This is a genomic window from Streptomyces sp. NPDC043685 (assembly GCF_056436585.1).
In genome coordinates this window covers 225398-247150 of the sequence record NZ_JBWKCH010000004.1, presented here as the reverse complement: position 1 = coordinate 247150, position 21753 = coordinate 225398, and the positions used below count along the sequence as shown (strand labels likewise).

Below are 21753 nucleotides of genomic sequence, written 5' to 3'. Positions count from 1 at the left end.
CGCGGCGCCCCGCACATACCGGTCCCAAGTGGGCCGAAAAGCGGTTCGGTTGTGGTCGAGCCGTGTTGCGGACCACGGCCCGTCCGCGCATAGTTGCGCTGCGGAAAGACGGCGGAAACCGGGGGTGGGATGGGCGATGGCCGGGCACGGGGCGGATGAGCATCCCCACGGTGCCGACCGACTGTGCGACGCCGGGGACCGCGTGTACTCCCGGGCCGTACGGCGCGGCCGGGTGCCGCGCCGGGACGCGGAACCGGTGCCCTGCCTGCTGGAACTCGCCCTGCTGCACCCGGACCCCGACGACATGGACTGGCTGGTGCCGACCTCCCCGCAGGAGGTCATGACCCGGCTGCTGCGCGGGATGTACGACGAGGTGAGCGCGAGCCAGCGGCGGCTTGGCTCGGCCGTCACGGCCGTCGAGTGGTACGCCGGGCTGGGCCGTCAGGTGCGGCCGGCCGCCGCGGCGTCGGAGGGTCCGGCGATCCGGGTGCTGGACGGACTCGCCCGCATCCAGGCCGCGATGGACGAGGCGACCCGGGCCTGCACGGCCGAGGTGCTCACGGTCCAGCCCGGCGGCATCCGCCGCGAGGCGGAGCTCTCGGAGGGCCTGCACCGGGCGCTGGCGCTGCGGGGCAGGGGCGTGCGGATGAGGGACCTGTACACCCATGTCGCCCGGCACGGGCAGGGGTTGCTGACCTATCTGGAGCTGATGGGCGACGCGGTGGAGGCGCGCACGCTGGACGAGGTGATCGACCGGCTGATCCTCTTCGACCGGACGGTGGCGTTCATCCCCGCCAACTCCGACCGCACGATGGCCCTTGAGCTACGGCACCCCGCGCTCGTCGAGTACCTCGTCACGATCTTCGAACGGCTGTGGCGCCTCGCCATCCCCCTCACGGCCCCGCTCCCCGACACGGGCATCGAGGGGATCTCCCACCGGGAGCAGTCGATCGCGGCGCTGCTGGCGGAGGGACACCAGGACGCCGTCATCGCGGAACGGCTGGGCATCAGCGTGCGGACGTGCCGGGCGCACATCGCGCGGCTCTCGGAGACGCTGGGGGCGGCCAGCCGTACGCAGTTGGGCGTGCGCATCGCCCAGGCGGGTCTGGACGGCCCGCAGCGCTCCGCGCTCAGTGGTCCTGGTCAAGAATCCCCGAGCGTGCGATGAGGAAGCCCAGCCGGGCCCGGGCGTACAGTTCCGTCGCCGCGGGGCACAGCTCGTCGACGTCGTGCTCCCGGTGCGCCCGCGAAGTCAGCCGACCGCTCCTTCGTCGTCCTGCTTCAGGATGCCGGACTGGGCGATGAGATAACCCAGTTGGGCACGGCTGCCGCTGCCCAGGGCGGACGCGAGCTTGGCTATGTGGGCCCGGCAGGTGCGCACGTTCATGCCGAGGCGCCTGGCGATGGCTTCGTCGACGTGTCCCTCGACCAGAAGCTTGGCTATGGAGTACTGGATCTCCGTGATGCCGTCGCGGGCGGTCTCGTACGGGGTGCCCGTGCTGAGCGGCACCGACCGGTCCCACAGGTACTCGAACAGCTTGATGAGGTAGCGGACCAGACCGGGGTGGCGCAGTTCCAGGGCGACCTGCTGATCGTCGCGGGCGGGGATGAAGGCGACGGACTCGTCGCAGATGATCAGGCGCTCGACGAGTTCGTCGATGGTGCGGTATTCGGCCTTGCCGTTGGAGAGCTGGGCGGCGTAGGCCAGTTGTTCGGGGTTGTAGCGGGCTGTGTGCTGGTACAGGGTGCGGATGCGCACACCGCGTTCGATCAGCGGCCGGTCACGCTCCAGGCCGAGCAAGAGGCTGCGCTCGGACATCCGGTCGGTGGGCTGGACGGTGAGCATCTCTTTCTGGCACTGCAAAGTCGCCATATTGAGTGCGGCGTTGATTCGTTCGCCGCCTTCCAGCACAGTGATGGCGTCACTGGTCGCGGCCAACTGGGTACCCAGGGCCATGAAGGGCTCGAAGGTCTCGGCGAGGCCGGTCGCCAGGCGCCGGCGATCGGCTATCTCCTGCTCCAGCGGGTTGAGCTGCCGGGACAGGGCGACCGCGGGGGGCACCGGCCGCAGCCAGCTCGGATCGTCCGGGTCGGGGTGGAGCAGGGCGAACTCCATCAGGCACGGAGCGGACTCCACGTCCTCGCGTGCGATGCGTCCGGCGCGCAGTGCGGCGGCATACAGACGGCCGCCCTCGTCGCACCAGTGGGTCATCGCATGGGGATGTGTCTCCTTAGTCCGATTTGATGTCAAATCTCCACCCCCCAGGGTCCTGAACATGCAGGAACATGATGCATCGATTGTGTGGCCATGACGTGCCCGAATGAGCCATCGTCGTATGCGACGGGGGAAAAGGGGACCTTCAAGTGAGGACGAAGCCGACTATGCGTAACAGAATGCTTCGCTCGGTGCTTGTCGCCGCCTTCTCCGCCGTTGTAGCCCTCGGTGCGCTGAGCGGCTTCTCCGATGTGAAGGACGATGTTCGGGCGAACAGCAGCTGGCCGTCCGTAGCCGTGAACAGCGAACACGGAGCGGAGAACAGCAGCTGGCCGAGCCCCGGGGCAGCCGGATCCGGGAGCTGACCGTGACCACTCCACCCGACGACCGCTCCTTCCGTCGTGAAATGGCCACCGCCTACCGCTCCGGCTGGCACTTCATCGACCTGGTCACCGCCATCCCCCACAGCGGTGACTCGTTGATGGTGACCGTGTTCGGTGAGCCGGTGGTCGTCACGCGGGACGATGACGAGGACGTACGGGCTTACCGGTGTCTGCGGCGGCCTCGGGGGGCGCCGCAGCCAGTGCGATGTGCCGTGCGGTACGGAATGATCTTTGTGAACCTGGACCAACGGGACCATCAGCAGGTGGAGGCCGACTCCCCTGCCCCGAGGACCATCTCTGCCACCCCCCGCAGTGCCTGACGCGATTCCCCCGTCGTAACAGATCGCTCAGGTGCTTCCCCCCGCAGCGGCGTCACCGTGACCTGAACACGGTGACGCCGCTGCAGTTTTCCGGGACATGTACCGGTATCGGCCCCGTCCGGCGGTGGCCGGATCCTGTCGATCTCCGGTGTGGATATTCACTTCGTTCAACCTCGCCCCATCGCCCGCGTCAGCCGGATCTCGATCACCACCCGCGCCGGGTTCGGTGACGGCGTCCTGCCGTAGCGCTCGGCGTAGCGCCGCTCCGCCTCGGCCACCCGCTCGGGTTCCTCGTGGACGAAGGCCCGGCCCTCCAGCGTCGCCCAGCGGCGGCCCTCCAGCTGGCAGACGGCGACGGGCGCCCCCTGTTCCCCGGCCGCCCGCACGTACCGCACCTTGGCGCTCGCCCTGTTGGTGATCACCCGGGCCAGACGGGCCTCGGGATCGTAGGTGACCCCGACGGGTACCAGGTGGGGTGTGCCGTCCGGGCGGGGAGTCGTCAGGGTGCACAGGCGCCGCTCCCGCCAGAAGCTGAGAAACGACGGGTCCGGAGCGCCCGGGTCCACGGAGTACTTGGTCGCCATGCCCCGGAACTTAGACCCTCCGGCCCTCCCCCAACCGTCCTTGAGTGCACTAGACTCAACTTTGTGCAAGCCGTTCGGGTCAGTGCAAGGAGGAGAACGCGAACGTGGACGCCGAGCTGACCAACCGGAGCCGGGACGCGATCAACGCTGCCAGCAACCGGGCCGTGACCGAGGGGCACGCCGACCTCACCCCGGCCCACCTGCTGCTCGCGCTGCTCCAGGGACAGGACAACGAGAACATCACCGACCTGCTCGCCGCGGTCGACGCCGACCAGGCCGCCGTGCGCGCCGGAGCCGAGCGCGTCCTCGCCGGGCTGCCGAGCGTGACCGGGTCCACGGTCGCGCCGCCCCAGCCCAACCGTGAGATGCTCGCCGTCGTCGCCGACGCGCAGGCCCGCGCCAAGGACCTCGGCGACGAGTACCTCTCCACGGAGCACCTGCTCATCGGCATCGCCGCGAAGGGCGGAGCGGCCGGCGAGGTGCTGGCGCAGCAGGGGGCCGACGCCAAGAAGCTCCAGGCCGCTTTCCAGAGGACGCGAGGGCAGCGACGCGTGACCACAGCCGACCCCGAGGGCCAGTACAAGGCCCTGGAGAAGTTCGGGACCGACTTCACCGCCGCCGCGCGCGAGGGGAAGCTCGACCCGGTCATCGGACGCGACCAGGAGATCCGGCGCGTCGTGCAGGTGCTGTCGCGGCGCACCAAGAACAACCCGGTGCTGATCGGCGAGCCCGGTGTCGGCAAGACCGCCGTCGTCGAGGGGCTCGCCCAGCGGATCGTCAAGGGCGACGTGCCCGAGTCGCTGAAGGACAAGCGGCTCGTCGCGCTCGACCTGGGCGCGATGGTCGCCGGCGCCAAGTACCGGGGCGAGTTCGAGGAGCGGCTGAAGACCGTCCTCGCCGAGATCAAGGACTCCGACGGGCAGATCATCACCTTCATCGACGAGCTGCACACCGTCGTGGGCGCCGGTGCCGGCGGCGACTCCGCCATGGACGCCGGGAACATGCTCAAGCCCATGCTCGCGCGCGGTGAGCTGCGCATGGTGGGTGCCACGACCCTCGACGAGTACCGCGAGCGGATCGAGAAGGACCCCGCCCTGGAGCGGCGCTTCCAGCAGGTGCTGGTCGCCGAGCCGACCGTCGAGGACTCGATCGCGATCCTGCGCGGGCTGAAGGGCCGCTACGAGGCCCACCACAAGGTGCAGATCGCGGACCGCGCGCTCGTCGCCGCCGCCTCGCTCTCCGACCGGTACATCACCTCCCGCTTCCTGCCCGACAAGGCCATCGACCTCGTCGACGAGGCCGCCTCCCGGCTGCGCATGGAGATCGACTCCTCGCCCGTCGAGATCGACGAACTCCAGCGCGCCGTCGACCGGCTGAAGATGGAGGAGCTGGCGATCGGCAAGGAGACCGACGCGGCCTCCCGCGAGCGGCTGGAGAAACTGCGCCGCGACCTCGCCGACAAGGAGGAGGAGCTGCGCGGCCTGACCGCCCGCTGGGAGAAGGAGAAGCAGTCCCTCAACCGCGTCGGTGAGCTGAAGGAACGCCTCGACGACGTGCGCGGCCAGGCCGAACGCGCCCAGCGCGACGGCGACTTCGACACCGCCTCCAAGCTGCTCTACGGCGAGATCCCCGCCCTGGAGAAGGAGTTGGAGGCCGCCTCCGAGGCCGAGGAAGAGGTCGCCAAGGACACCATGGTCAAGGAGGAGGTCGGCGCCGACGACATCGCCGACGTCGTCGCCTCCTGGACCGGCATCCCCGCCGGGCGGCTGCTGGAGGGCGAGACGCAGAAGCTGCTGCGCATGGAGGACGAGATCGGCAAGCGGCTCATCGGCCAGACCGAGGCCGTGCGCGCGGTGTCCGACGCCGTACGCCGCAGCCGCGCCGGGATCTCCGACCCCGACCGGCCCACCGGCTCCTTCCTCTTCCTCGGCCCGACCGGCGTCGGCAAGACCGAACTGGCCAAGGCCCTCGCCGACTTCCTCTTCGACGACGAGCGGGCGATGGTCCGCATCGACATGTCGGAGTACAGCGAGAAGCACAGCGTGGCCCGGCTGGTCGGCGCCCCGCCCGGATACGTCGGCTACGAGGAGGGCGGCCAGCTCACCGAGGCCGTGCGGCGCCGTCCGTACTCCGTCGTCCTGCTGGACGAGGTGGAGAAGGCGCACCCCGAGGTCTTCGACATCCTGCTCCAGGTGCTCGACGACGGCCGGCTGACGGACGGCCAGGGCCGCACGGTCGACTTCCGCAACACCATCCTCGTCCTGACGTCGAACCTCGGCAGCCAGTTCCTCGTCGACCCGCTCACCAGTGAGGAGGAGAAGAAGGAACAGGTCCTGGAAGTGGTGCGGACCTCCTTCAAGCCGGAGTTCCTCAACCGCCTGGACGACCTGGTCGTCTTCTCCGCGCTGACCAAGCCCGAGCTGGAGCGCATCGCGAAGCTCCAGCTGGAGCGCCTGGCCAAGCGGCTCGCCGAGCGGCGTCTCACGCTCGACATCACGCCCGCGGCGCTGGCCTGGCTCGCGGAGGAGGGCATGGACCCGGCGTACGGCGCCCGTCCGCTGCGGCGCCTCGTCCAGTCCGCCATCGGCGACCGGCTCGCCAAGGAGATCCTCTCCGGGGAGATCAAGGACGGCGACACGGTCCGGGTGGACCGCTTCGAGGACGGCCTCCTGGTGGGCCCGGCCACGGGCAAGACGCTGTAGAACGTCACATCGTGAACGCCGAGAAGCGCACCAGCGCGGTCTCGGCGTTCTCGTGTTCCACCCTCTGATTCCACGCCCTCGATGCCGGCGGCTCCGTCACGGAACCCCTGGTCGGCCCGTTCGACTGGCGCGGCCCTGACCTCGTCAAAGAGGTAAAGCTTCCGCAAAGGGTGCCCCTCGAAAGGCCGGACAGACAGGACAAGATCGAACATGCCGGCGCCTCCTCTCCCTTACCTGCTGGTAACTTTCACCGCTGCTCTGCCCTGACCAGCAGAGCCACACAACAGAACAAAAAACGGGAGAAATTGTGCGTAAGTTGGCAGTAGGCGCCCTCGCGGCCGGCCTGTTCGCCATGGGGGCAGGCACGGCATTCGCCGCCTCGTGGCATGACATTCCGACGCTCTCGACCGGCGGTGCGAAGTTCCACCACGGCCAGTACAAGTGGCACCCCGCGGGCGAGAATCACGGCGCCTTCGAGTGGAAGGGCCAGCTTCAGGACGCCGACCACGGCGACGACCACAACGTGTACGTGCAGGTGAAGGTCGAGGGCTACGACTGGAACCGCTACGACGGCAAGCAGAAGAAGACCGTTCCGGTCGGGGCCTCCAACTGGGCGCCCGCGCAGCGCTACACCGACGACGCGTACATCCGTGTCTGCCGTGACAAGGGTTCGTTCAACCCGGACAACTGCTCGACCACCAAGCACTACCAGCGGTAAGCGAAAGCACACCGCCACATACCGGGCCCAGGTCGACCCCCTGGGCCCGGTCGCTTCGTTGGGGGAAGCCATCAGTACGTCAGAAGTTCTCTCGGCCGAGGGTGTCGACCTTCGTTACGGCAAGCAACTGGCTGTCAGCGACGCCCACCTCTCGATCTCCCGAGGGGAGGTCGCGGCCATCACCGGGCAGAGCGGTTCGGGGAAGTCCTCGCTGCTGTACTGCCTCGCGGGAGTGCTGCCCCCCGCGCGCGGACAGGTGCGGTTCGAAGGAAAGACCCTCGGCGATCTCAGCGACGACGAGATCAGTGCGCTGCGCCGCGAACGCTTCGGTTTCGTCTTCCAGTACGGCGAACTGCTCCCCGAGCTGACCATCGAGGAGAACACCGCCCTGCCCCTGCGCCTGGCCGGGCAGCGCAAGCGGCCCGCGCTCGAGGCCGCCGGCGAGGTTCTCACCCGGCTGGGACTCGGAGAACTGCGGGAGCGCCGCCCGTCGCAGGTGTCGGGCGGCCAGAGCCAGCGCGTCGCCGTCGCACGGGCCCTGGTCCACCGCCCGGCCGTCGTCTTCGCGGACGAGCCGACCGGGTCCCTGGACAGTGCCAACGCATCCGCCGTACTGAAGGAGTTCCTCGGCCTGGCACGCTCGCAGGGCACCGCCGTCATCCTGGTCACCCATGACCCCGCCGTCGCCGCGCAGGCCGACAGCCTCTACACGATGTCCGACGGAGTCCTCACGCCCCGGGAGGCGGCGTGAGGGAGTTCCTGCTCGGTCTGCGCCTGCTGTTCGGTGCCGGCCGTGGCAACCGCGTGCGTTTCTTCCTCATGGCGGCCGGCGGTTCCCTCGGGGTGTGCTGCCTCGCCCTCGTCCTCACCATCCCGCAGATCCTCGACGCCCACGACGGCCGGGCCGCCGCACGACAGCCGCAGACCACCTCGGCGCGGCCCGCGGACTCCACCCTGCTCCTCCAGCGCACCGACCCCTACGGCTCCAAGGCGTTCACCCGGGTGTTCATCGCCAAGGGGCCCGGCCACGCAGATGAGGTCCCGCCCGGGCTGAAGGAACTCCCGGGTCCTGGCGAGGTGTTCGTCTCCCCCCGCGTACACGACCTGCTGCGTGACCAGCCCGCGGTCAAGGGGCTCCTGCCCGGACACGAGAGCGGTCTGATCGGCGCGACGGGGCTCGCCCACCCCGACGAGCTGTTCGCCTACATCGGCACGACACGCGACAAGATCGCCGACGAGGGACGCGCCCTGAAGGGCTGGGGGTACAGCTACGCCCCCTTTCCCGCCGTCGAACCCTCGACCCTGACCTACATCCGCTTCGCCCTGGGATCTCTGGTCCTGCTCCCCCTCGGCATCTTCCTCTCCGTCTGCGCCCGGCTCTCCGCCGCCAGCCGGAACCGCCGCCTCGCCTCCCTGCGTCTGCTGGGCCTGAGCACCAAGGGCACCCAGCGGGTCAACGCCGCCGAAACCGTTGTCGCGGCCCTGCTCGGCGCGGTGCTCGGCCTCGGCGAATACTGGGTCCTCAACCAAGTGATGACCCGGACCGGGCTGCCGAGCCTGAGGTGGTACCCGGCCGATGGCGCGCTGTCCGCGACGACCATCGCCGTCTGCCTGATCGGCTGCCCGCTCCTCGCCTGGTTCGTCGGCCGGGCCAGCGCACGCGATGCCGCCGCCAATCCACTGGCGGTACGCCGCACCGCCGCCCCCAAGCACCCGACCAAATGGGGCGGCCTGCTCCTGGTGACCGGCCTCGGCATCGTGGTCGGCTACTGCGCCACCGGCTTCACCGACCACCCCGCCGACAGCCTCGGCCTCAACGCGTTGCTGATGCCGGCGGGCATTCTCCTGACGGGCCTGGGGCTGGTGCTGACGCTGCCTCTGATCTCCTACGTCCTGGCCCGCCGGCTCGCGCGAACCACCCAGTCCCTCACCCTCAACCTGGCGATGCGCCGCAACGAGGTCGAGCCGGGCAGCACCATGCGGGTCGTCACCGGCCTCGTGCTGCTCGTCTTCTCCGCCTCCCTCGCCCAGGGCGTCCTCATCCAGCTGGAGCAGGTCACCCGGCCGTCCGCTCCTGTGCAGGACTACTCGATCCCCCTGTCCTCGCTCACCCCGCGACAGCAGCATGAAATCGCCGGTGTACCGGGGGTACGCGCGCACGCCGTGACGATGGAGTCCTCGACCGACCCCGATGGTTCCGCCGACCAGCCCTGGGCCAGCGCCGTCGTCGCCACCTGCGACCAGCTGACCAGGCTGGTACGGCATGTGGAGGGCTGCGTGGACGGCAAGGTGATGCGGCTCAGTGACCCGAACGCGGGCACCGGTCAGGGCGCGCGCCCGGGCGACGTCCTTACCTTCCGCATACCGGAAGGCGGTCGCGGCAAGAGCCTGGACATCACACTCCCGCGCGACCAGATCGCCTACCGCGCGTACGACCCGTCGGCGGTCCACGGAGCGGATGTGCTCATTCCGCCGTCGGCACTGCCCGCCACGGCCCGACCGGAGGGGGCGCGGTACGTCCTCACCAGCAGCTCCGACCACGACGAGGTCCGCAGGGTCCTTGACGGTATCGCCGCCGTCGCCCCGACCACCGCCGTCGAACCCGTCGGCGTGAACGTGGAGGGCCTCCAGCAGATCGCCGTCCTCGAGACCCTGCTCGCCGTCGGCATGATCATGGGTCTGGTGATCGGGACCGCGGCCTTCGTCGTCTCGGCGACCGACCGGGCCGTCGAGCGGCGCCCGCAGGTCACCGCCATCACGCTGGTCGGAGCGCGGGCGAGGACGATGCGAGCCGTGCAGTGCGTACAGGTCGTGCTCCCCCTGAGCATCGGGCTCGCACTGGCGCTCCTGACGGGCAAGCTCGCCGAGTCCTGCTATCTGATCACCGGGGGCAGCGAGATCTACTGGGACTTCGCCGGCGTCCCGGTGCTCGCGCTCGCGGCGGCGGGCGTGGCGGCCGTGTCCGCCCTCGGCGCACTCCCGCTCGTAGGGCGGCGCATCGACCCGGAACTGATCCGCCGCGACTGATCACCCGCGCTCGACCGCCCCGAGCCTCACCCGGTGGGCCTGCTCGGCACCGGGGTCGGGCCCGGGTGAGAAGGCCCCCGCGGGTCGCGGTTGACCGGATCGTGTCAGCCATGGGCTTAGCGGGGTAGTCGGGGCTTGCCACCCCCCTCCCCGCATGGGGGAGGATGGCGGAATCCGTACGAAGGGAAATTCACGGTGACCATCGACCCGTCCTCGATTCCGAACTTCGGGGGCCAGCCCGAGCCGCAGCCCGGCGGACCGGCCGGCCCCGTCGTCCCGGATCAGGACCTCGTGAAGCAGCTCCTCGACCAGATGGAGCTCAAGTACGTCGTCGACGACGAGGGAGACCTCGCGGCGCCGTGGGAGCAGTTCCGCACCTACTTCATGTTCCGAGGAGAGGGAGACCAGCAGGTCTTCTCCGTGCGGACGTTCTACGACCGGCCCCACGAGATCGAGGCCAAGCCGCAGCTCCTCGAGTCGATCGACGACTGGAACCGCCGCACCCTGTGGCCCAAGGTCTACAGCCACACCCACGACGACGGCACGGTCCGCCTGATCGGCGAGGCCCAGATGCTGATCGGCATGGGCGTCAGCCTGGAGCACTTCGTCTCCTCGACGGTCAGCTGGGTGCGCGCCGCGATCGAGTTCGACAAGTGGCTCGTCGAGCAGCTCGGCCTCGAAGAGGAGATCAACGAGGCGGAGAAGCCCGAGGACGACGAGTAGGCCTCCCGCCCGGCCCTTTGCGGCGCGTCGGTGCGTACGAACAGGTACGCGCTGCACGCGCCGTTTGCCTTTTCGCGCGCTGGGCCCAGCCCTGCGCCGCTGTCTCCGATGAATAGAGTGAACCGCTGACTGAAGATCGCACACAAGGGAGCAAGAGGTGCGCCGGTTACTGGGCGTAGCGGTGGTGATCGCGGGGGTGGGTCTCGCGTTCTGGCTGGTCCTGGGGCCTCCAGCCGACTGGGAGGGCGGTGCGAGGTTCGCGCGCTTCGCCCTGTTGCTGAGCTGCTTCCCGGTGATCGGCGGCGGCGCGCGGTTGATCTACCCCGATCAACCCGAGCGCTGCGCTTCGACGTCGCCTCCCGGGCCGCCTTCACAGCCGAGTTGAGGGCCCGGCCCCACCGTTCCCGAGGCGGCCTCCGGACTCACCGGGCCCTTGTCCGCGAGGGTCCGGCAGGCCACTGACCTCCTGAAAGAACCAGGGACAGAACCACCCGCCCACCCACCCTCCCCGCGCCGGAAGGCGGGCGTCACCCGTCCGAGTGACCGGCTTGCAGGGGCGGGTAACGGGCCGTTACGTTCGCCGCGACAACCGCAAACAGATACGGCCCCCGGCCGGGACTGGCATCCCGATCGAGGGCCTGACCGATCAGGAAGCAGTACCTTCCCGATGGCTGACCCGCAGTCTAACGCGCGCCTGCGCGCCGACGCCGGAGCTCCGGCTTCCGGCGTGATCCACGTACGCACCCGCCTCACCGCCGACTTCACGGTGATCTCCAACGCCCTCGCCCAGCGGCGCGGCAGCGCGGTCACGATCGGCGTCGCGGCGTACATCGCCTCCCTGCCCGACGGCTCCCCGGTGACCATCACCGCCCTGTGCGAGCACTTCAGCGAGGGCGAGATCCTCATCTCGCGAGCACTCAGGGAACTCGAATCGGCCGGATACCTGGAGCGCCGCCGCGAACGCACGCCCACCGGGCAGGTCCGCACCCGGACGTACTTCTACGACGTGCCCGGCGGCGACGGCCCACCGGACCCGCCCGAGCCGCCGAAGCCGCGGCCACGGAAGCAGCCCACCGTCCCGGAGACCCGACGGACCGCGACGCCCGCTCCCGCCCCTGAGGAGCCCGGCGGCCCGGCACCGGCCCTCGCCGACGCGGCCCCCGAGGCCGTCGCCGTACTGGCCTCCCTCCGCCGGGTCGACCCCCGCCTCGTCCTCTCGGCGCAGGAGGCCGCCCGCCTGGCACCGGCCGTCACCGAGTGGCTGGCGGCCGGAGTCGGGCCGCGGGAGATCACCGAGCTGCTGACCGTACGGCTCCCCGACCGCTTCCGGGCCCGGCCGGCAAGCGTCCTGGCCTTCCGGCTCAGGGAAACGCCGCTGCCGGCGCCGCCTCCGCTCCCGTCGCCCCCGACCGTCGAACGCCCGGCCGTTCTGCCCTTCCAGACCTGCGACGGCTGCGAGCGAGCCTTCCGCGCCCCGCAGCCCGGACACTGCCGCACCTGCCGTGACCGCCTCGCGGAGGAGCGTCTGCGGGCGGCGGGCTGAGCCGGGGGTGAGCGTGTGTACCCGTGGACCACTCACACCGAAGCGCGGCCCGGCTCGCGGTACTGTTCAGCGAGCGCGGCCTCCCGGGGATTTTCGGAGGAGGGAATTCCGGAGGAGGAAATTCCGGAGGCGCGTTGGTATTGACGGTGCTGGCATCGTGCAGGGCCTCCTGAGGAGAAGCGTTGAGCGCGCGCATTCTGGTCGCCGAAGACGACGAAAAACAATCTCGTCTCATCCGGATCTATCTGGAACGGGAAGGCAACGCGGTGCAGGTCGTGGCCGACGGCCGGGCCGCGCTGGAACGGGCGCGTTCGACGGGGCCGGATCTCATCGTGCTCGATGTGATGCTGCCGCTCGTCGACGGACTCGACGTATGCCGCATCCTGCGTGCCGAGGCCTTCGAGGTGCCGATTCTGCTGCTGACCGCCCGCAGCACCGAGGAGGACATGCTCCTCGGCCTCGATCTGGGGGCCGACGACTACCTCACCAAGCCCTACAGTCCCCGCGAACTCACCGCGAGGGTACGGGCGCTGCTGCGGCGCTCCAGGAAAGGCGGCGCGGCCGGGAGCGAGGTGCTGCGGGTCGGCGCGGTCGAACTGGACACCGCCCGATTCGAGGTCCGGGTGGCGGGCCGTCCCGTGGTGCTGACCTCCAAGGAGTTCTCGATCCTGGAGGCTCTGGCCCGCGAGCCCGGGCGGGTGTTCACCCGGGCCCAGATCATCGAGCGCGCCTTCGGCTTCGACAGCGACGTACTCGAGCGCACGGTGGACGCCCATGTGCGCAACCTGCGCCGGAAGCTGGGGGACGACCCGGCCCGGCCGCGCCATCTGGAGACCGTGTACGGCCGGGGATACCGCTTGGTGGAAGGCTCGGCGCCGGCCCAAGCGCTCGCGGGCCCCTGACGGGACCGTTCAGCCGGCCTCGGCCGGCGACGGCCGGGCGACGGGGAGGGTGACGGTGAAGGTCGTGCCGACGCCGACGGCGCTCTCCACCTCTATCGTCCCCTCGTGGTCCGTCACGATCTGGCGGGCGATGGACAGCCCCAGGCCGCTTCCCCCGGTGGCGCGGCCCCGTGCCGCGTCCGCCCGCCAGAAGCGGTCGAAGAGATGCGGCAGGTCCTCGGCGGGAATCCCGCTTCCGGTGTCCCGCACCTGCATCAACGCACCATCGCCGTGCCGTCCCAGGACCAGTGCCACCGTGCCGCCCGGCGCCGTGGCCCGCAGCGCGTTGCCGACCAGATTGCCGACGACCTGGCGCAGCCGGTCGGCGTCGGCCATGACGTCCACAGATCCCGGCGCCTCCAGCCGCAGCGCGACACCTGCCGCGTCGGCCTGGGCTCGGTGAGCGGTGCTCGCGGCCTCGAGGAGCTCACGCAGGTCGACGCGCACCCGGTGGTAGGTGAGCGCACCGGCCTCGGCCAGCGCGAGATCCTGCAGGTCGTCGACGATCCGCTGCTGTAGCAGTGCCTCCTCGTGGAGGGAGTCGAGCAGCTCGGGGGTCGGCTCGACGACCCCGTCCCGCAGGGCCTCCAGATAACCGCGCAGATTGGCCAGCGGGGTGCGCAGCTCATGGGCGATGTCACCGGTGAGGCGGCGCTGGCGTTGCTCGCCGGCCTGAATGGATTCGGCCATCCGGTTGAAGGCGCGGCCGAGTTGGGCGATCTCGTCCCGGCCGGAGACGGGGACCCGGCGCCCCAGGTCTCCCTCGCCCAGCCCCCCGGCGGCCAGGGTCATGGCACGGACCGGGCGCAGCACCGCCCGGCTCAGGAGCAGGGCGCCGAGCACGGCGGCGAGGGCGACGCCGCCCGCGACGGCCATCGTGGGTGCCGCGGCCAGGGTGGGCGGGGACTCGTCCCGGACGCCGAGACGGATCACCAGGCGTGGCGGGGCTGCGGAGCCCACGCGCTCGTTGAACACCCGTTGCAGGCAGGTGATGAACTGCTGCTCCGACTCGCATGCCCGGATCACCGCGAGGTCCTTCGGAGTCTGCGGGTCCGGTTCGCCTTTCGGCTCCTCGCACTGTTCCGGCCGGTGCTCCGTGCCGGCCCGCGGCACTCCGGTGTCGTCCGGCCGTGCCGTCACCTCGGCCCCCGCCCGGGTCAGGCAGGCCGCGTACGCGGCTTCGGCCCGGTACTGGGCGATCGCGGTCGCCGTCAGCTTCATCGAGGTCCGCGGTGGCTGTCCCGCGGGGATCCGCACCAGGGGACGCGGGTCGACCAGCACGGGCGGCTGGTCGCTCACCGGGCGGGGGGCACGGCCTTGGAGCGCGTCGGAATCGGCGAGCAGGACGTCGTTCTCGGTGGCGACCCGGATGCGCTGGCCGGTGTCCTCGGCCAGGCGCCTCACCGTCGGTGAGAGGCCCTCCCAGGTGCCGTGCGCCAACCCGTACGCGCGCAGGTCGCCGGTGATCCGGGAGACCTCCTGCCGTCCCGCGGTGACGCTCTCCCGGACCTGGCGGTTCGCCTGACGCAGGGTCAGCCAGGCGGTGGCGGCGGTGGCGGCCATCGCGACCAGCATCAGCAGGCCGAGTACCCGGAGCCGGAAGCTCATCGCGTGCCACCCCGCCCACCCGCCGGGACGTGTGTGTTCCACGGGACTCGGATGTTCGTCAAGAGGGCGCTTCCGGACGTAAGGACTGTGGAATGGCGCATTTCCTCTTCCGGTGTTTTCGGTCTCGCATGGGCAATTACTGGACGGTTGAGGGCGGAATGCTTTCTTCAGTGTCTTTTGGGCTGTGATCGTACTGACGCCACTCGCACACCGATTGATGCAGTGGTCGCTGTTTCGCTCAGGTGTCATTCAACGGCCTGGGGGAGCAGTGCCGACAGAGAACGCATTCATGGGGGTTAAAAGTGAAGCGTCGAATCGCGGCTGTCGTACCCGCCCTGGCGGCGGTGGCCATGGCCGTCCCGCTCGCCCTCTCCACCCCGGCCACCGCGGCCGCGTCCTGCGGCAGGACCGCGTCCGACATGGACAGCAGCGCCTGGAACAGGACGGCCAACGGCGCCAACGAGAGAAGCGGATCCAGCACGAGCTGTGCCAGCAATGGCATCGCCTACAACACCCACCGCCTCGATTACCACTGTTACACGCGCATCGGCAACACCAGTGAGACCTGGACGTACCTCCGCAACGACACCACCGGTACGTCCGGCTGGGTCCGCGACGACCTGCTGAGCGACGGCGGAAGCCTCGTGTACTGCGGCTTCTAGTACGTCGGCCTGCACTCCCGCAGGAGTGATGCGGGAGTGACGAGCGGGCCGGACCGATAGTGCGTCAGGGGCGGTCTCGTCGAGGCCGCCCCTGACCCGTGCGACGGGCGGGCTTCAGGAGCCGGACAGAGCCTCCGTCGGCGACAGCCGGCTCGCCCGTACCGCCGGATACAGCCCCGCGATCATGCCGATGACGAGGGTGCAGCCGATCCCCGCCGCACTCGCCCAGGCCGGGACGACCGTCGGCCAGCCGCGGCTGAGGGCGTAGGCCGCCGTGATCACGGTCCCCAGCACCGTCCCGCCGAGGCCGCCGATGAGCGACAGCAGCAGCGACTCCGTCACGAACTGGGTCCGGATCTGGCCGCGGGTCGCCCCCAGCGCCCGGCGCAGGCCGATCTCCGGGCGCCGCTCCAGGACCGAGATGACCATCGTGTTGCCGACCCCCACGCCACCGACGAGCAGGGCCACGCCGCCGAGGCCGAGCAGCAGCCCGGTCAGCGCCGACTCGGTGGCCTCGCGGGCGGCGAGCGCGTCGGAGGGCCGGGAGACGCGGACCTGGCCCGGTTTCTCCGGGTACGCCGTGGCGGGCAGCACGGCCCGTACCTCCGCGACCTGGCTGTCCTCGGCGCGGACGTAGACCGTCGACGGATGGCCGTCGAAGCGCAGGTACGTCCGGGCCGCCGGCCAGCCGACCAGTGCCGCGCTGTCGAGCTCCGGCGCGAGCGGTATGGGATCGAGGACGCCGACGAGGGAGAACCAGCGGCCGCCGAGCCAGACCCGGGTCCCCGGCGCGTACACGTCGAGCCGCCCCGCCGCCGTGGAGCCGAGGACGACCGCCGGGTACTCCTCGGTCGCGGAATCCAGCCAGCGGCCCCGGCGGACGTGGCCGCCGACGGCCGGGAGCAGGTGCCTGTCGGCCGCGAGGACCTCCAGGGAGCCGGTGCGTCCGATGGCGATGTGCTCGTTGCGGTAGACGTGTGCGTCGGTCGCGCCGGTGGCGGCGACCTGCTGCACGGGCGGGACGCGGCCGATCATCGCGACGGCCTCGTGGGGCAGCTTGGCCTCGGTGCCGTCGAGCGTGTCGCCGGGGGCGACCCGCAGCAGATTGGTGCCGAGCGCGTCGAGCCGGCGGTCCACCTCCGACCGGCCGGAGCCGGAGATCCCGACCACCGCGATCATGGCGGCGACGCCGATCGCGATCCCGAGCGCGGAGAGGAAGACCCGCAGGGGGCGAGTCCGCAGCCCGGTCCCACCGAGCCGTACGACGTCCCGGGGACCGAGTCGGGCGGCCCGCAGCCGGCCGCCCGTGCCACCGACGGCACCGCTCGCCCGTCCGCGGTCACGTCCGGTGTCCCCGCGGGTGCCGGACGGCATGGTGGGTGGGGCGTCGTCCATGGGCAGGCCGTTCGTCGTGCCGTCGGTCATCGGACCGCCTCGTCCGGTGCGTCCGCGGTCGCGGTGTCCGCCACCACGCGGCCGTCGCGCATCTCGATACGGCGGGGCAGCCCGGCCGCGATCTCCCGGTCGTGGGTGATGATCACGACCGTGGTCCCGGCGGCGTGCAGCTCGCGCAGCAGACCGAGTACGGCCTCCCCGGAAGCGGAGTCCAGGTTGCCGGTCGGCTCGTCCGCCAGCAGGACGGCCGGTTCGCCGATCACCGCCCGGGCCACCGCCACCCGCTGGCGCTCGCCGCCGGACAGCTGGTGCGGGAGGTGGTGGACGCGGTGGCTGAGGCCGACCCGTTCCAGTGCCACCGCCGCCCTGGCCCGGCGGCGGCGCAGCGGCACCCCGGCGTAGAGCAGCCCGTCGGCCACCGAGTCCAGGACCGGGACGCCCACCGCCAGATGGAACTGCTGGAAGACGAAGCCGATCCGGGTGGCCCGCAGCGCCGACACCTCACGGTCCGTCAGCTTCGCCACGTCGTGGCCGTCGACCAGCACCCGCCCGGCGGAGGGCCGGTCGAGGCTGCCCATGAGGTTCAGCATGCTGGACTTGCCCGAGCCCGACGGGCCGACGACCGCGACGAGTTCGCCCCGCCCGATGCTTAAGCTCACGTCCCGTACCGCCGCCACACCACCGGGATACGTCTTGGAGACCGCGTCGAACTCCACGACCGTCGACGCTCCGCTCACTCGGGGATCCTCACCTTCATGCCCTCGCGAACCGCGCTTCCGCTCACTTCCACCCGGCCGTCCGCGAAGAGTCCGGTCTTCACCGCGACGAACCGGCCGTCCGCGGTCTCCAGGCCGTGGCCGCCCTCGGCAAGGGCGACCAGCGCGGCGACCGGGACGGTGAGGACGTCCGCCCGTTCCCGCCCCACGTACTCGACGGTGACCGGCGCGCTCTCCAGCCTCCCCACGGATTCCTGGTCCTTGATGGTGATGGTCACCGGAACCGTCGGTGTCCCGGATCCACCCTCCCCGCCTCCCTCCTCGGGAGCGGTCGCCTTCTTCCCCACCGAGGCCACCTCGCCCTTCACCGATTTCCCGTCGGGCAGCCCGATCGTGACGGCGGCACCCCGCACGGCCCAGGAGTCCTCCGCCGCCGAAGCGTTGACGACGACCTTCCGAGACGTACCGGTGTAGGTGAGGACGTCCTCGGTGACCGCCGAGCCGAGCCGGACACCCGCGTGGCCGATCCGCACCGTGCCGGTGGAGTAGACGACGTCCCCGACGCCGACCGTGCCGGTCCGGGGAAGCCCGAGGTCTTTCTGCCAGCGCTTGACCGCGCGGGCGGTGAGGTCGGTGAACTCCTCGTCGACCGTGAAGCCGGTGTAGCCGAGAGCGGCGAGATTGCTCTCGAACTGCAGGACGTCCATCCCGCGCAGAGTGCCCCCCGTCCCTCCGACCCCGGCACCACCCGGCGTCGGCGATCCGGAGGGAGCCGGGGCGCCGGAGGCGGCGCCCGCGGCGCCCTGGTCGGCCGTGCCCTGGTCGGCCTTGCCCCGGGCGTCCCCCTCGGTCCCGGCGTCCTGCCGGGTGCCCTGCCGGGTGCCTTGCCGGGTGTCCGCGGTCAGGCCCAGATCCCGGTACATCGGCAGCGTCCCGTACAGCAGCACCACCGGCCGGTCGTCGACGCGCAGCAGAGTGCCGCCGCGCTTCACCGTCCCGCTCTCCCTGGGGAGCCAGGTCACGGTGCCCGTCGCCTTGACCGGCAGCGGTATCTCCGTGCCGTAGCCCAACTGGCCGTCCACCGTGGTGCGTTCGGTCAGCGTGGCCCGGGTGACCGGGACGGTGGAGTGTGAGCGGGGCGGGGCGGAGGAGCCGTCCTGCGCGTCGCCTCCGCCGAGGCCCAGCGCACCGACCACGGCGACCGCCGCCACGACGGCCAAAGCCGAGGTCACCAGGACCGTACGCCGGCCGCGCCGTCCGCGCGGCGGCGGCGCGGGAGCCGCCCCGCGCTCGTGATCGGTCTGCATGACCGCCTCCGTCATCGTCAGCCCTTGCCCTCGGGCTGGTCCACCGGGTCACCGATGATCGGAGCGCAGACACGGGTGGCACGCTTGGCTCCCGCCGACGTCTGGTCCCACTCGGAGCCCTGCGCGGTCCCGTCGGGACCGGGGTCGGGGAAGTCGGGGGCGCCGTTCTTCTGCATGCAGTCGGCGTAGTCGCGCTTGACCTTGATCTGCTCGGGGGTGAGCTTGGGCTGGCTCGCGTTCTCGAGGCTCTCGGGGACGGCCGCCTTGAGCGTGGCGCACTTCTCGGAGGCGTTCAGGAACTTCGTGTCCTTCTTCAGCGCCGCGGTGTCGCCGAAGTCGACCTGCCCCTTGGCGTCGGGGTCGGGGGCGTCCACGCCGTTGTCCCGCAGACACTTCACCCACTCGCGCTGGGCGCTCACATACGCGGCCACGTCGTCGCCGCCGCCCGGCGTGGACGTCTTGCCGGACGTCTTGCCGCCGTCGGCCGTGGGGACCTTCGGGGTGTCGCCGTCGCCGCCGCAGCCGACGAGGGTGATCGCCATGACCGACGCGGACACCACGGCCATCAGCACCCGGTTCGTCCTCATTGGTTCTCCTGCCTCCTGTCGGACCCGACCGCGGGTGCGGCGGGCATCCCGACCGTAGGCAGGAGGTCGTGAAAAACCTTTGAAGAACCTGTCATCCGATCATGCGGGCGCAGCTCCTGGTTCCGGCCGCTTGCGGGTGCGGCCCTCCGCGGCCCGAGTCACGACTTCAGGCGCTTCACGGCCTCCTGGAGCACCCCGGTCTGCTTGCAGAAGGCGAACCGCACGAAGGGCGCGCCCGCCTCACGGTGGTCGTAGAAGACGGCGTTCGGGATCGCGACCACGCCCGCGCGCTCCGGCAGCGCCCGGCAGAAGGCGAAACCGTCGGACTCGCCGAGGGGGCGGATGTCGGTGGTGACGAAGTAGGTGCCCGCGGGCCGGAACACCTTGAAGCCCGCCTCCGCGAGGCCCTTCGACAGCAGGTCCCGCTTGGCCAGCATGTCCTCGCGGAAGGAGGCGAAGTAGCTGTCCGGCAGGGCGAGCGCCTCGGCGATCGCGTACTGGAAGGGGCCCGCCGAGACGTACGTCAGGTACTGCTTCGCCGAGCGCACGGCCGTGACCAGCTCCGGGGCCGCCGTGATCCAGCCGACCTTCCAGCCGGTGAAGGAAAAGGTCTTGCCGCTGCTGGAGATGGTGACCGTGCGCTCGCGCATCCCCGGGAACGTCGCCAGCGGCAGGTGCTCGGCGTCGTCGAAGACCAGGTGCTCGTACACCTCGTCCGTCACCACCAGCAGGTCCCGCTCCACCGCCAGCTCGGCGATCGCGGCCAGCTCCTCACGGGTGAGGACGGTGCCGGTCGGGTTGTGCGGGGTGTTGATCAGCAGCAGCCGGGTGCGGTCGGTGACGGCGTCGCGCAGCTCGTCCAGGTCGAGACGGAAGCGGCCCTCCTCGACGTCCGCGCGCAGCGTGACCGGCACCCGGCGCCCGCCCGCCATCGCGATGCACGCCGCGTAGGAGTCGTAGTACGGCTCGAGGGCGATCACCTCGTCGCCGGGCTCCACCAGGGCCAGCAGGGCGGCGGCGATGGCCTCCGTGGCGCCTGCGGTGACCAGGACCTCCGTGTCCGGGTCGTAGGCCAGGCCGTAGCGGCGCCGCTGGTGGGCGGTGACGGCGGTGCGCAGCTCGGGGACGCCGGGCCCCGGCGGGTACTGGTTGCCGCGGCCGTCCCGCAGGGCCCGTACGGCGGCCTCCCGGATCTCCTCCGGGCCGTCGGTGTCGGGGAAGCCCTGCCCGAGGTTGATGGCGCCGGTGCTCAGCGCCAGGGCGGACATCTCGGCGAAGATCGTCGTCCCGAACTCGGCGAGCCGGCGGTTGAGGAGGGGGCGCGCGCTGGAGGTCATGCCGGCCATCCTGCGCCGAAGCTCTGGAGTTCCTCAACTCTGTGTTGGGCCGTGAGCGGGGAGGGCATCACCGCCTCACGCAAGAGCGAGGCGCCCACGGGGGGCCGCTTCGGGGGAACGAAAGGAGGGTGACGCCATGATCGTCGGCATCATCCTGGCGGTGGTCGGAGTCGTCCTGGTGGGGGCGCTGGTCTCCAAGGCCCGCAGGGGCTCTTCCGGACGGACGACGCGGCGCGGGGCGTGGGCGTCCACCGGGTCGAGCGGCGGCAGCAGCCACAACAGCTGGTGGGCCGGCGGGGGAGACTCCGGCTCCTCCGGTTCGTCCGGCGGCGGTGGACACCACGGCGGGCACCACGGGGGTCACTCCTGCGGCGGCTCCTCCTCGTCCTGCGGTGGCGGCTCGTCCTGCGGAGGCGGGTCGTCCTGCGGGGGCGGCGGTGGCTGCGGCGGCGGAGGCAGCTGACTGAAGTCGGCTGTCCTCACGACGGGAAGCCGCAGCCATCGAACGCGGGGTCCGCACCTGGGGCGGGCCCCGCGTTGTCATGTCCGGGGCTTCTCGGACGGATCATCGATCGAATGTCCGTCGGACGGCCTCGACGGGGCCCTGGTGACGCCCCATGCCTGTAGGACAACTCGGCGCGGGAGGACGCGACGTCGGCAACTGTTCGCGGCCGACCGTCCGTCAGGGGGTCGGACGGCAGCGCGGGCTCCGGTCCGTCACGACGCCGGGCGCGGGCCACAGCGCACCGGCGCACGCCTCCCCGGCACCGGCGCACGCCGTAGTTGAACAGGTGAGCTGTGGAGCCCTCTGAGGGATGGAAACCCTACGTACTTGGGTAAAAACGCTGTGGCGACGCCGCCGTTCATGATTCCCTCTACCTCACCACGCAGCCCCTCGGACGTCTTGCGGACACCTTCCTGAAACCGGCCGACCGGTTTGAAACGGGCCGGCATCCCCCGGTGCGACCGGGGCGCAGCGGACCCA

The 21753-nt window shown here is 71.0% G+C and carries 19 protein-coding genes; 11 read left to right on the top strand and 8 right to left on the bottom strand.

Features of this window, described 5'->3' with window-relative positions; translation table 11 throughout:
• Positions 1–136 precede the first annotated feature (136 nt).
• Positions 137–1168, top strand: coding sequence for a helix-turn-helix transcriptional regulator (locus tag AC0665_RS14555; protein ID WP_468408422.1), 1032 nt, complete (start codon positions 137–139; stop codon positions 1166–1168).
• 84 nt (positions 1169–1252) lie between these two features.
• Here the strand turns inward: AC0665_RS14555 and AC0665_RS14550 are convergent, their stop codons facing one another.
• Positions 1253–2212 (bottom strand): helix-turn-helix transcriptional regulator, encoded by a 960-nt coding sequence (locus tag AC0665_RS14550; RefSeq protein ID WP_468408424.1) that lies wholly within the window; start codon positions 2210–2212, stop codon positions 1253–1255.
• 370 nt (positions 2213–2582) lie between these two features.
• Between AC0665_RS14550 and AC0665_RS14545 the strand changes: the two genes are divergently transcribed.
• Positions 2583–2918: a Rieske (2Fe-2S) protein gene (locus AC0665_RS14545; protein ID WP_030846386.1), complete on the top strand. Its 336-nt coding sequence runs from the start codon at positions 2583–2585 to the stop codon at positions 2916–2918.
• Positions 2919–3085: 167 nt separating this feature from the next.
• On the opposite strand, the gene AC0665_RS14540 is transcribed toward AC0665_RS14545, so the two are convergent.
• The gene (locus AC0665_RS14540; RefSeq protein ID WP_478705105.1) at positions 3086–3502 is read right to left on the bottom strand and encodes a pyridoxamine 5'-phosphate oxidase family protein; all 417 of its coding nucleotides are present in this window, start codon (positions 3500–3502) and stop codon (positions 3086–3088) included.
• A gap of 104 nt (positions 3503–3606) precedes the next feature.
• Between AC0665_RS14540 and clpB the strand changes: the two genes are divergently transcribed.
• From clpB to AC0665_RS14505, 7 genes are all read left to right on the top strand, one after another.
• Positions 3607–6204 (top strand): ATP-dependent chaperone ClpB, encoded by a 2598-nt coding sequence (gene clpB / locus AC0665_RS14535; RefSeq protein WP_468408428.1) that lies wholly within the window; start codon positions 3607–3609, stop codon positions 6202–6204.
• A 307-nt stretch (positions 6205–6511) separates the two neighbouring features.
• On the top strand, positions 6512–6922 hold the full coding sequence (locus AC0665_RS14530; RefSeq protein ID WP_478603323.1) for a hypothetical protein: 411 nt from the start codon (positions 6512–6514) through the stop codon (positions 6920–6922).
• A 58-nt stretch (positions 6923–6980) separates the two neighbouring features.
• The gene (locus AC0665_RS14525) at positions 6981–7673 is read left to right on the top strand and encodes an ABC transporter ATP-binding protein (RefSeq protein ID WP_468408430.1); all 693 of its coding nucleotides are present in this window, start codon (positions 6981–6983) and stop codon (positions 7671–7673) included.
• Positions 7670–9949, top strand: a complete 2280-nt coding sequence (locus tag AC0665_RS14520; RefSeq protein WP_478508310.1) for an ABC transporter permease family protein — start codon at positions 7670–7672, stop codon at positions 9947–9949. Before AC0665_RS14525 ends, AC0665_RS14520 begins: the two co-directional genes overlap by 4 nt.
• 195 nt (positions 9950–10144) lie before the next feature.
• A complete protein-coding gene (locus AC0665_RS14515; protein ID WP_351636630.1) occupies positions 10145–10672 on the top strand; it encodes a YbjN domain-containing protein in 528 nt (175 codons plus the stop codon).
• 667 nt (positions 10673–11339) lie between these two features.
• Positions 11340–12215: a hypothetical protein gene (locus AC0665_RS14510; RefSeq protein ID WP_478705104.1), complete on the top strand. Its 876-nt coding sequence runs from the start codon at positions 11340–11342 to the stop codon at positions 12213–12215.
• Between the two features lie 182 nt (positions 12216–12397).
• Positions 12398–13117, top strand: a complete 720-nt coding sequence (locus AC0665_RS14505) for a response regulator transcription factor (RefSeq protein ID WP_468408436.1) — start codon at positions 12398–12400, stop codon at positions 13115–13117.
• A 9-nt stretch (positions 13118–13126) separates the two neighbouring features.
• Here the strand turns inward: AC0665_RS14505 and AC0665_RS14500 are convergent, their stop codons facing one another.
• Positions 13127–14764 (bottom strand): ATP-binding protein, encoded by a 1638-nt coding sequence (locus AC0665_RS14500; RefSeq protein ID WP_468408438.1) that lies wholly within the window; start codon positions 14762–14764, stop codon positions 13127–13129.
• 302 nt (positions 14765–15066) lie between these two features.
• On the opposite strand from AC0665_RS14500, the gene AC0665_RS14495 reads away from it, so the two are divergent.
• Complete coding sequence (locus tag AC0665_RS14495; protein WP_033310122.1) at positions 15067–15426, top strand: hypothetical protein; 360 nt, start codon at positions 15067–15069, stop codon at positions 15424–15426.
• Between the two features lie 114 nt (positions 15427–15540).
• On the opposite strand, the gene AC0665_RS14490 is transcribed toward AC0665_RS14495, so the two are convergent.
• The 5 genes from AC0665_RS14490 to AC0665_RS14470 form a co-directional block, all read right to left on the bottom strand.
• Entirely contained in the window at positions 15541–16851 is a 1311-nt protein-coding gene (locus AC0665_RS14490; RefSeq protein ID WP_478705103.1) for an ABC transporter permease, read from the bottom strand.
• Positions 16848–17558, bottom strand: coding sequence for an ABC transporter ATP-binding protein (locus AC0665_RS14485; protein WP_478705102.1), 711 nt, complete (start codon positions 17556–17558; stop codon positions 16848–16850). The genes AC0665_RS14490 and AC0665_RS14485 overlap by 4 nt, the downstream gene beginning before the upstream one ends.
• Positions 17555–18844: a peptidoglycan-binding protein gene (locus AC0665_RS14480; protein WP_478705101.1), complete on the bottom strand. Its 1290-nt coding sequence runs from the start codon at positions 18842–18844 to the stop codon at positions 17555–17557. Before AC0665_RS14480 ends, AC0665_RS14485 begins: the two co-directional genes overlap by 4 nt.
• Positions 18845–18861: 17 nt before the next feature.
• Positions 18862–19431, bottom strand: a complete 570-nt coding sequence (locus tag AC0665_RS14475) for a hypothetical protein (RefSeq protein WP_478705100.1) — start codon at positions 19429–19431, stop codon at positions 18862–18864.
• A gap of 158 nt (positions 19432–19589) precedes the next feature.
• Positions 19590–20777 carry a pyridoxal phosphate-dependent aminotransferase gene (locus AC0665_RS14470; RefSeq protein ID WP_363117490.1) on the bottom strand — a complete coding sequence of 396 codons (1188 nt, stop codon included), beginning with the start codon at positions 20775–20777 and terminating at the stop codon, positions 19590–19592.
• 127 nt (positions 20778–20904) lie between these two features.
• On the opposite strand from AC0665_RS14470, the gene AC0665_RS14465 reads away from it, so the two are divergent.
• Positions 20905–21231: a hypothetical protein gene (locus AC0665_RS14465; protein WP_478603345.1), complete on the top strand. Its 327-nt coding sequence runs from the start codon at positions 20905–20907 to the stop codon at positions 21229–21231.
• The last annotated feature ends 522 nt before the right edge of the window (positions 21232–21753 follow it).

What these genes read in the sequence shown, in the direction of transcription:
- AC0665_RS14555 (WP_468408422.1), top strand. Translation starts at nt 137, where the DNA reads ATGGCCGGGCACGGGGCGGATGAGCATCCCCACGGTGCCGACCGACTG.
- AC0665_RS14550 (WP_468408424.1), bottom strand. Translation starts at nt 2,212, where the DNA reads ATGACCCACTGGTGCGACGAGGGCGGCCGTCTGTATGCCGCCGCACTG.
- AC0665_RS14540 (WP_478705105.1), bottom strand. Translation starts at nt 3,502, where the DNA reads ATGGCGACCAAGTACTCCGTGGACCCGGGCGCTCCGGACCCGTCGTTT.
- AC0665_RS14510 (WP_478705104.1), top strand. Translation starts at nt 11,340, where the DNA reads ATGGCTGACCCGCAGTCTAACGCGCGCCTGCGCGCCGACGCCGGAGCT.
- AC0665_RS14500 (WP_468408438.1), bottom strand. Translation starts at nt 14,764, where the DNA reads ATGAGCTTCCGGCTCCGGGTACTCGGCCTGCTGATGCTGGTCGCGATG.
- AC0665_RS14490 (WP_478705103.1), bottom strand. Translation starts at nt 16,851, where the DNA reads ATGACCGACGGCACGACGAACGGCCTGCCCATGGACGACGCCCCACCC.
- AC0665_RS14480 (WP_478705101.1), bottom strand. Translation starts at nt 18,844, where the DNA reads ATGCAGACCGATCACGAGCGCGGGGCGGCTCCCGCGCCGCCGCCGCGC.
- AC0665_RS14475 (WP_478705100.1), bottom strand. Translation starts at nt 19,431, where the DNA reads ATGAGGACGAACCGGGTGCTGATGGCCGTGGTGTCCGCGTCGGTCATG.
- AC0665_RS14470 (WP_363117490.1), bottom strand. Translation starts at nt 20,777, where the DNA reads ATGGCCGGCATGACCTCCAGCGCGCGCCCCCTCCTCAACCGCCGGCTC.
- AC0665_RS14465 (WP_478603345.1), top strand. Translation starts at nt 20,905, where the DNA reads ATGATCGTCGGCATCATCCTGGCGGTGGTCGGAGTCGTCCTGGTGGGG.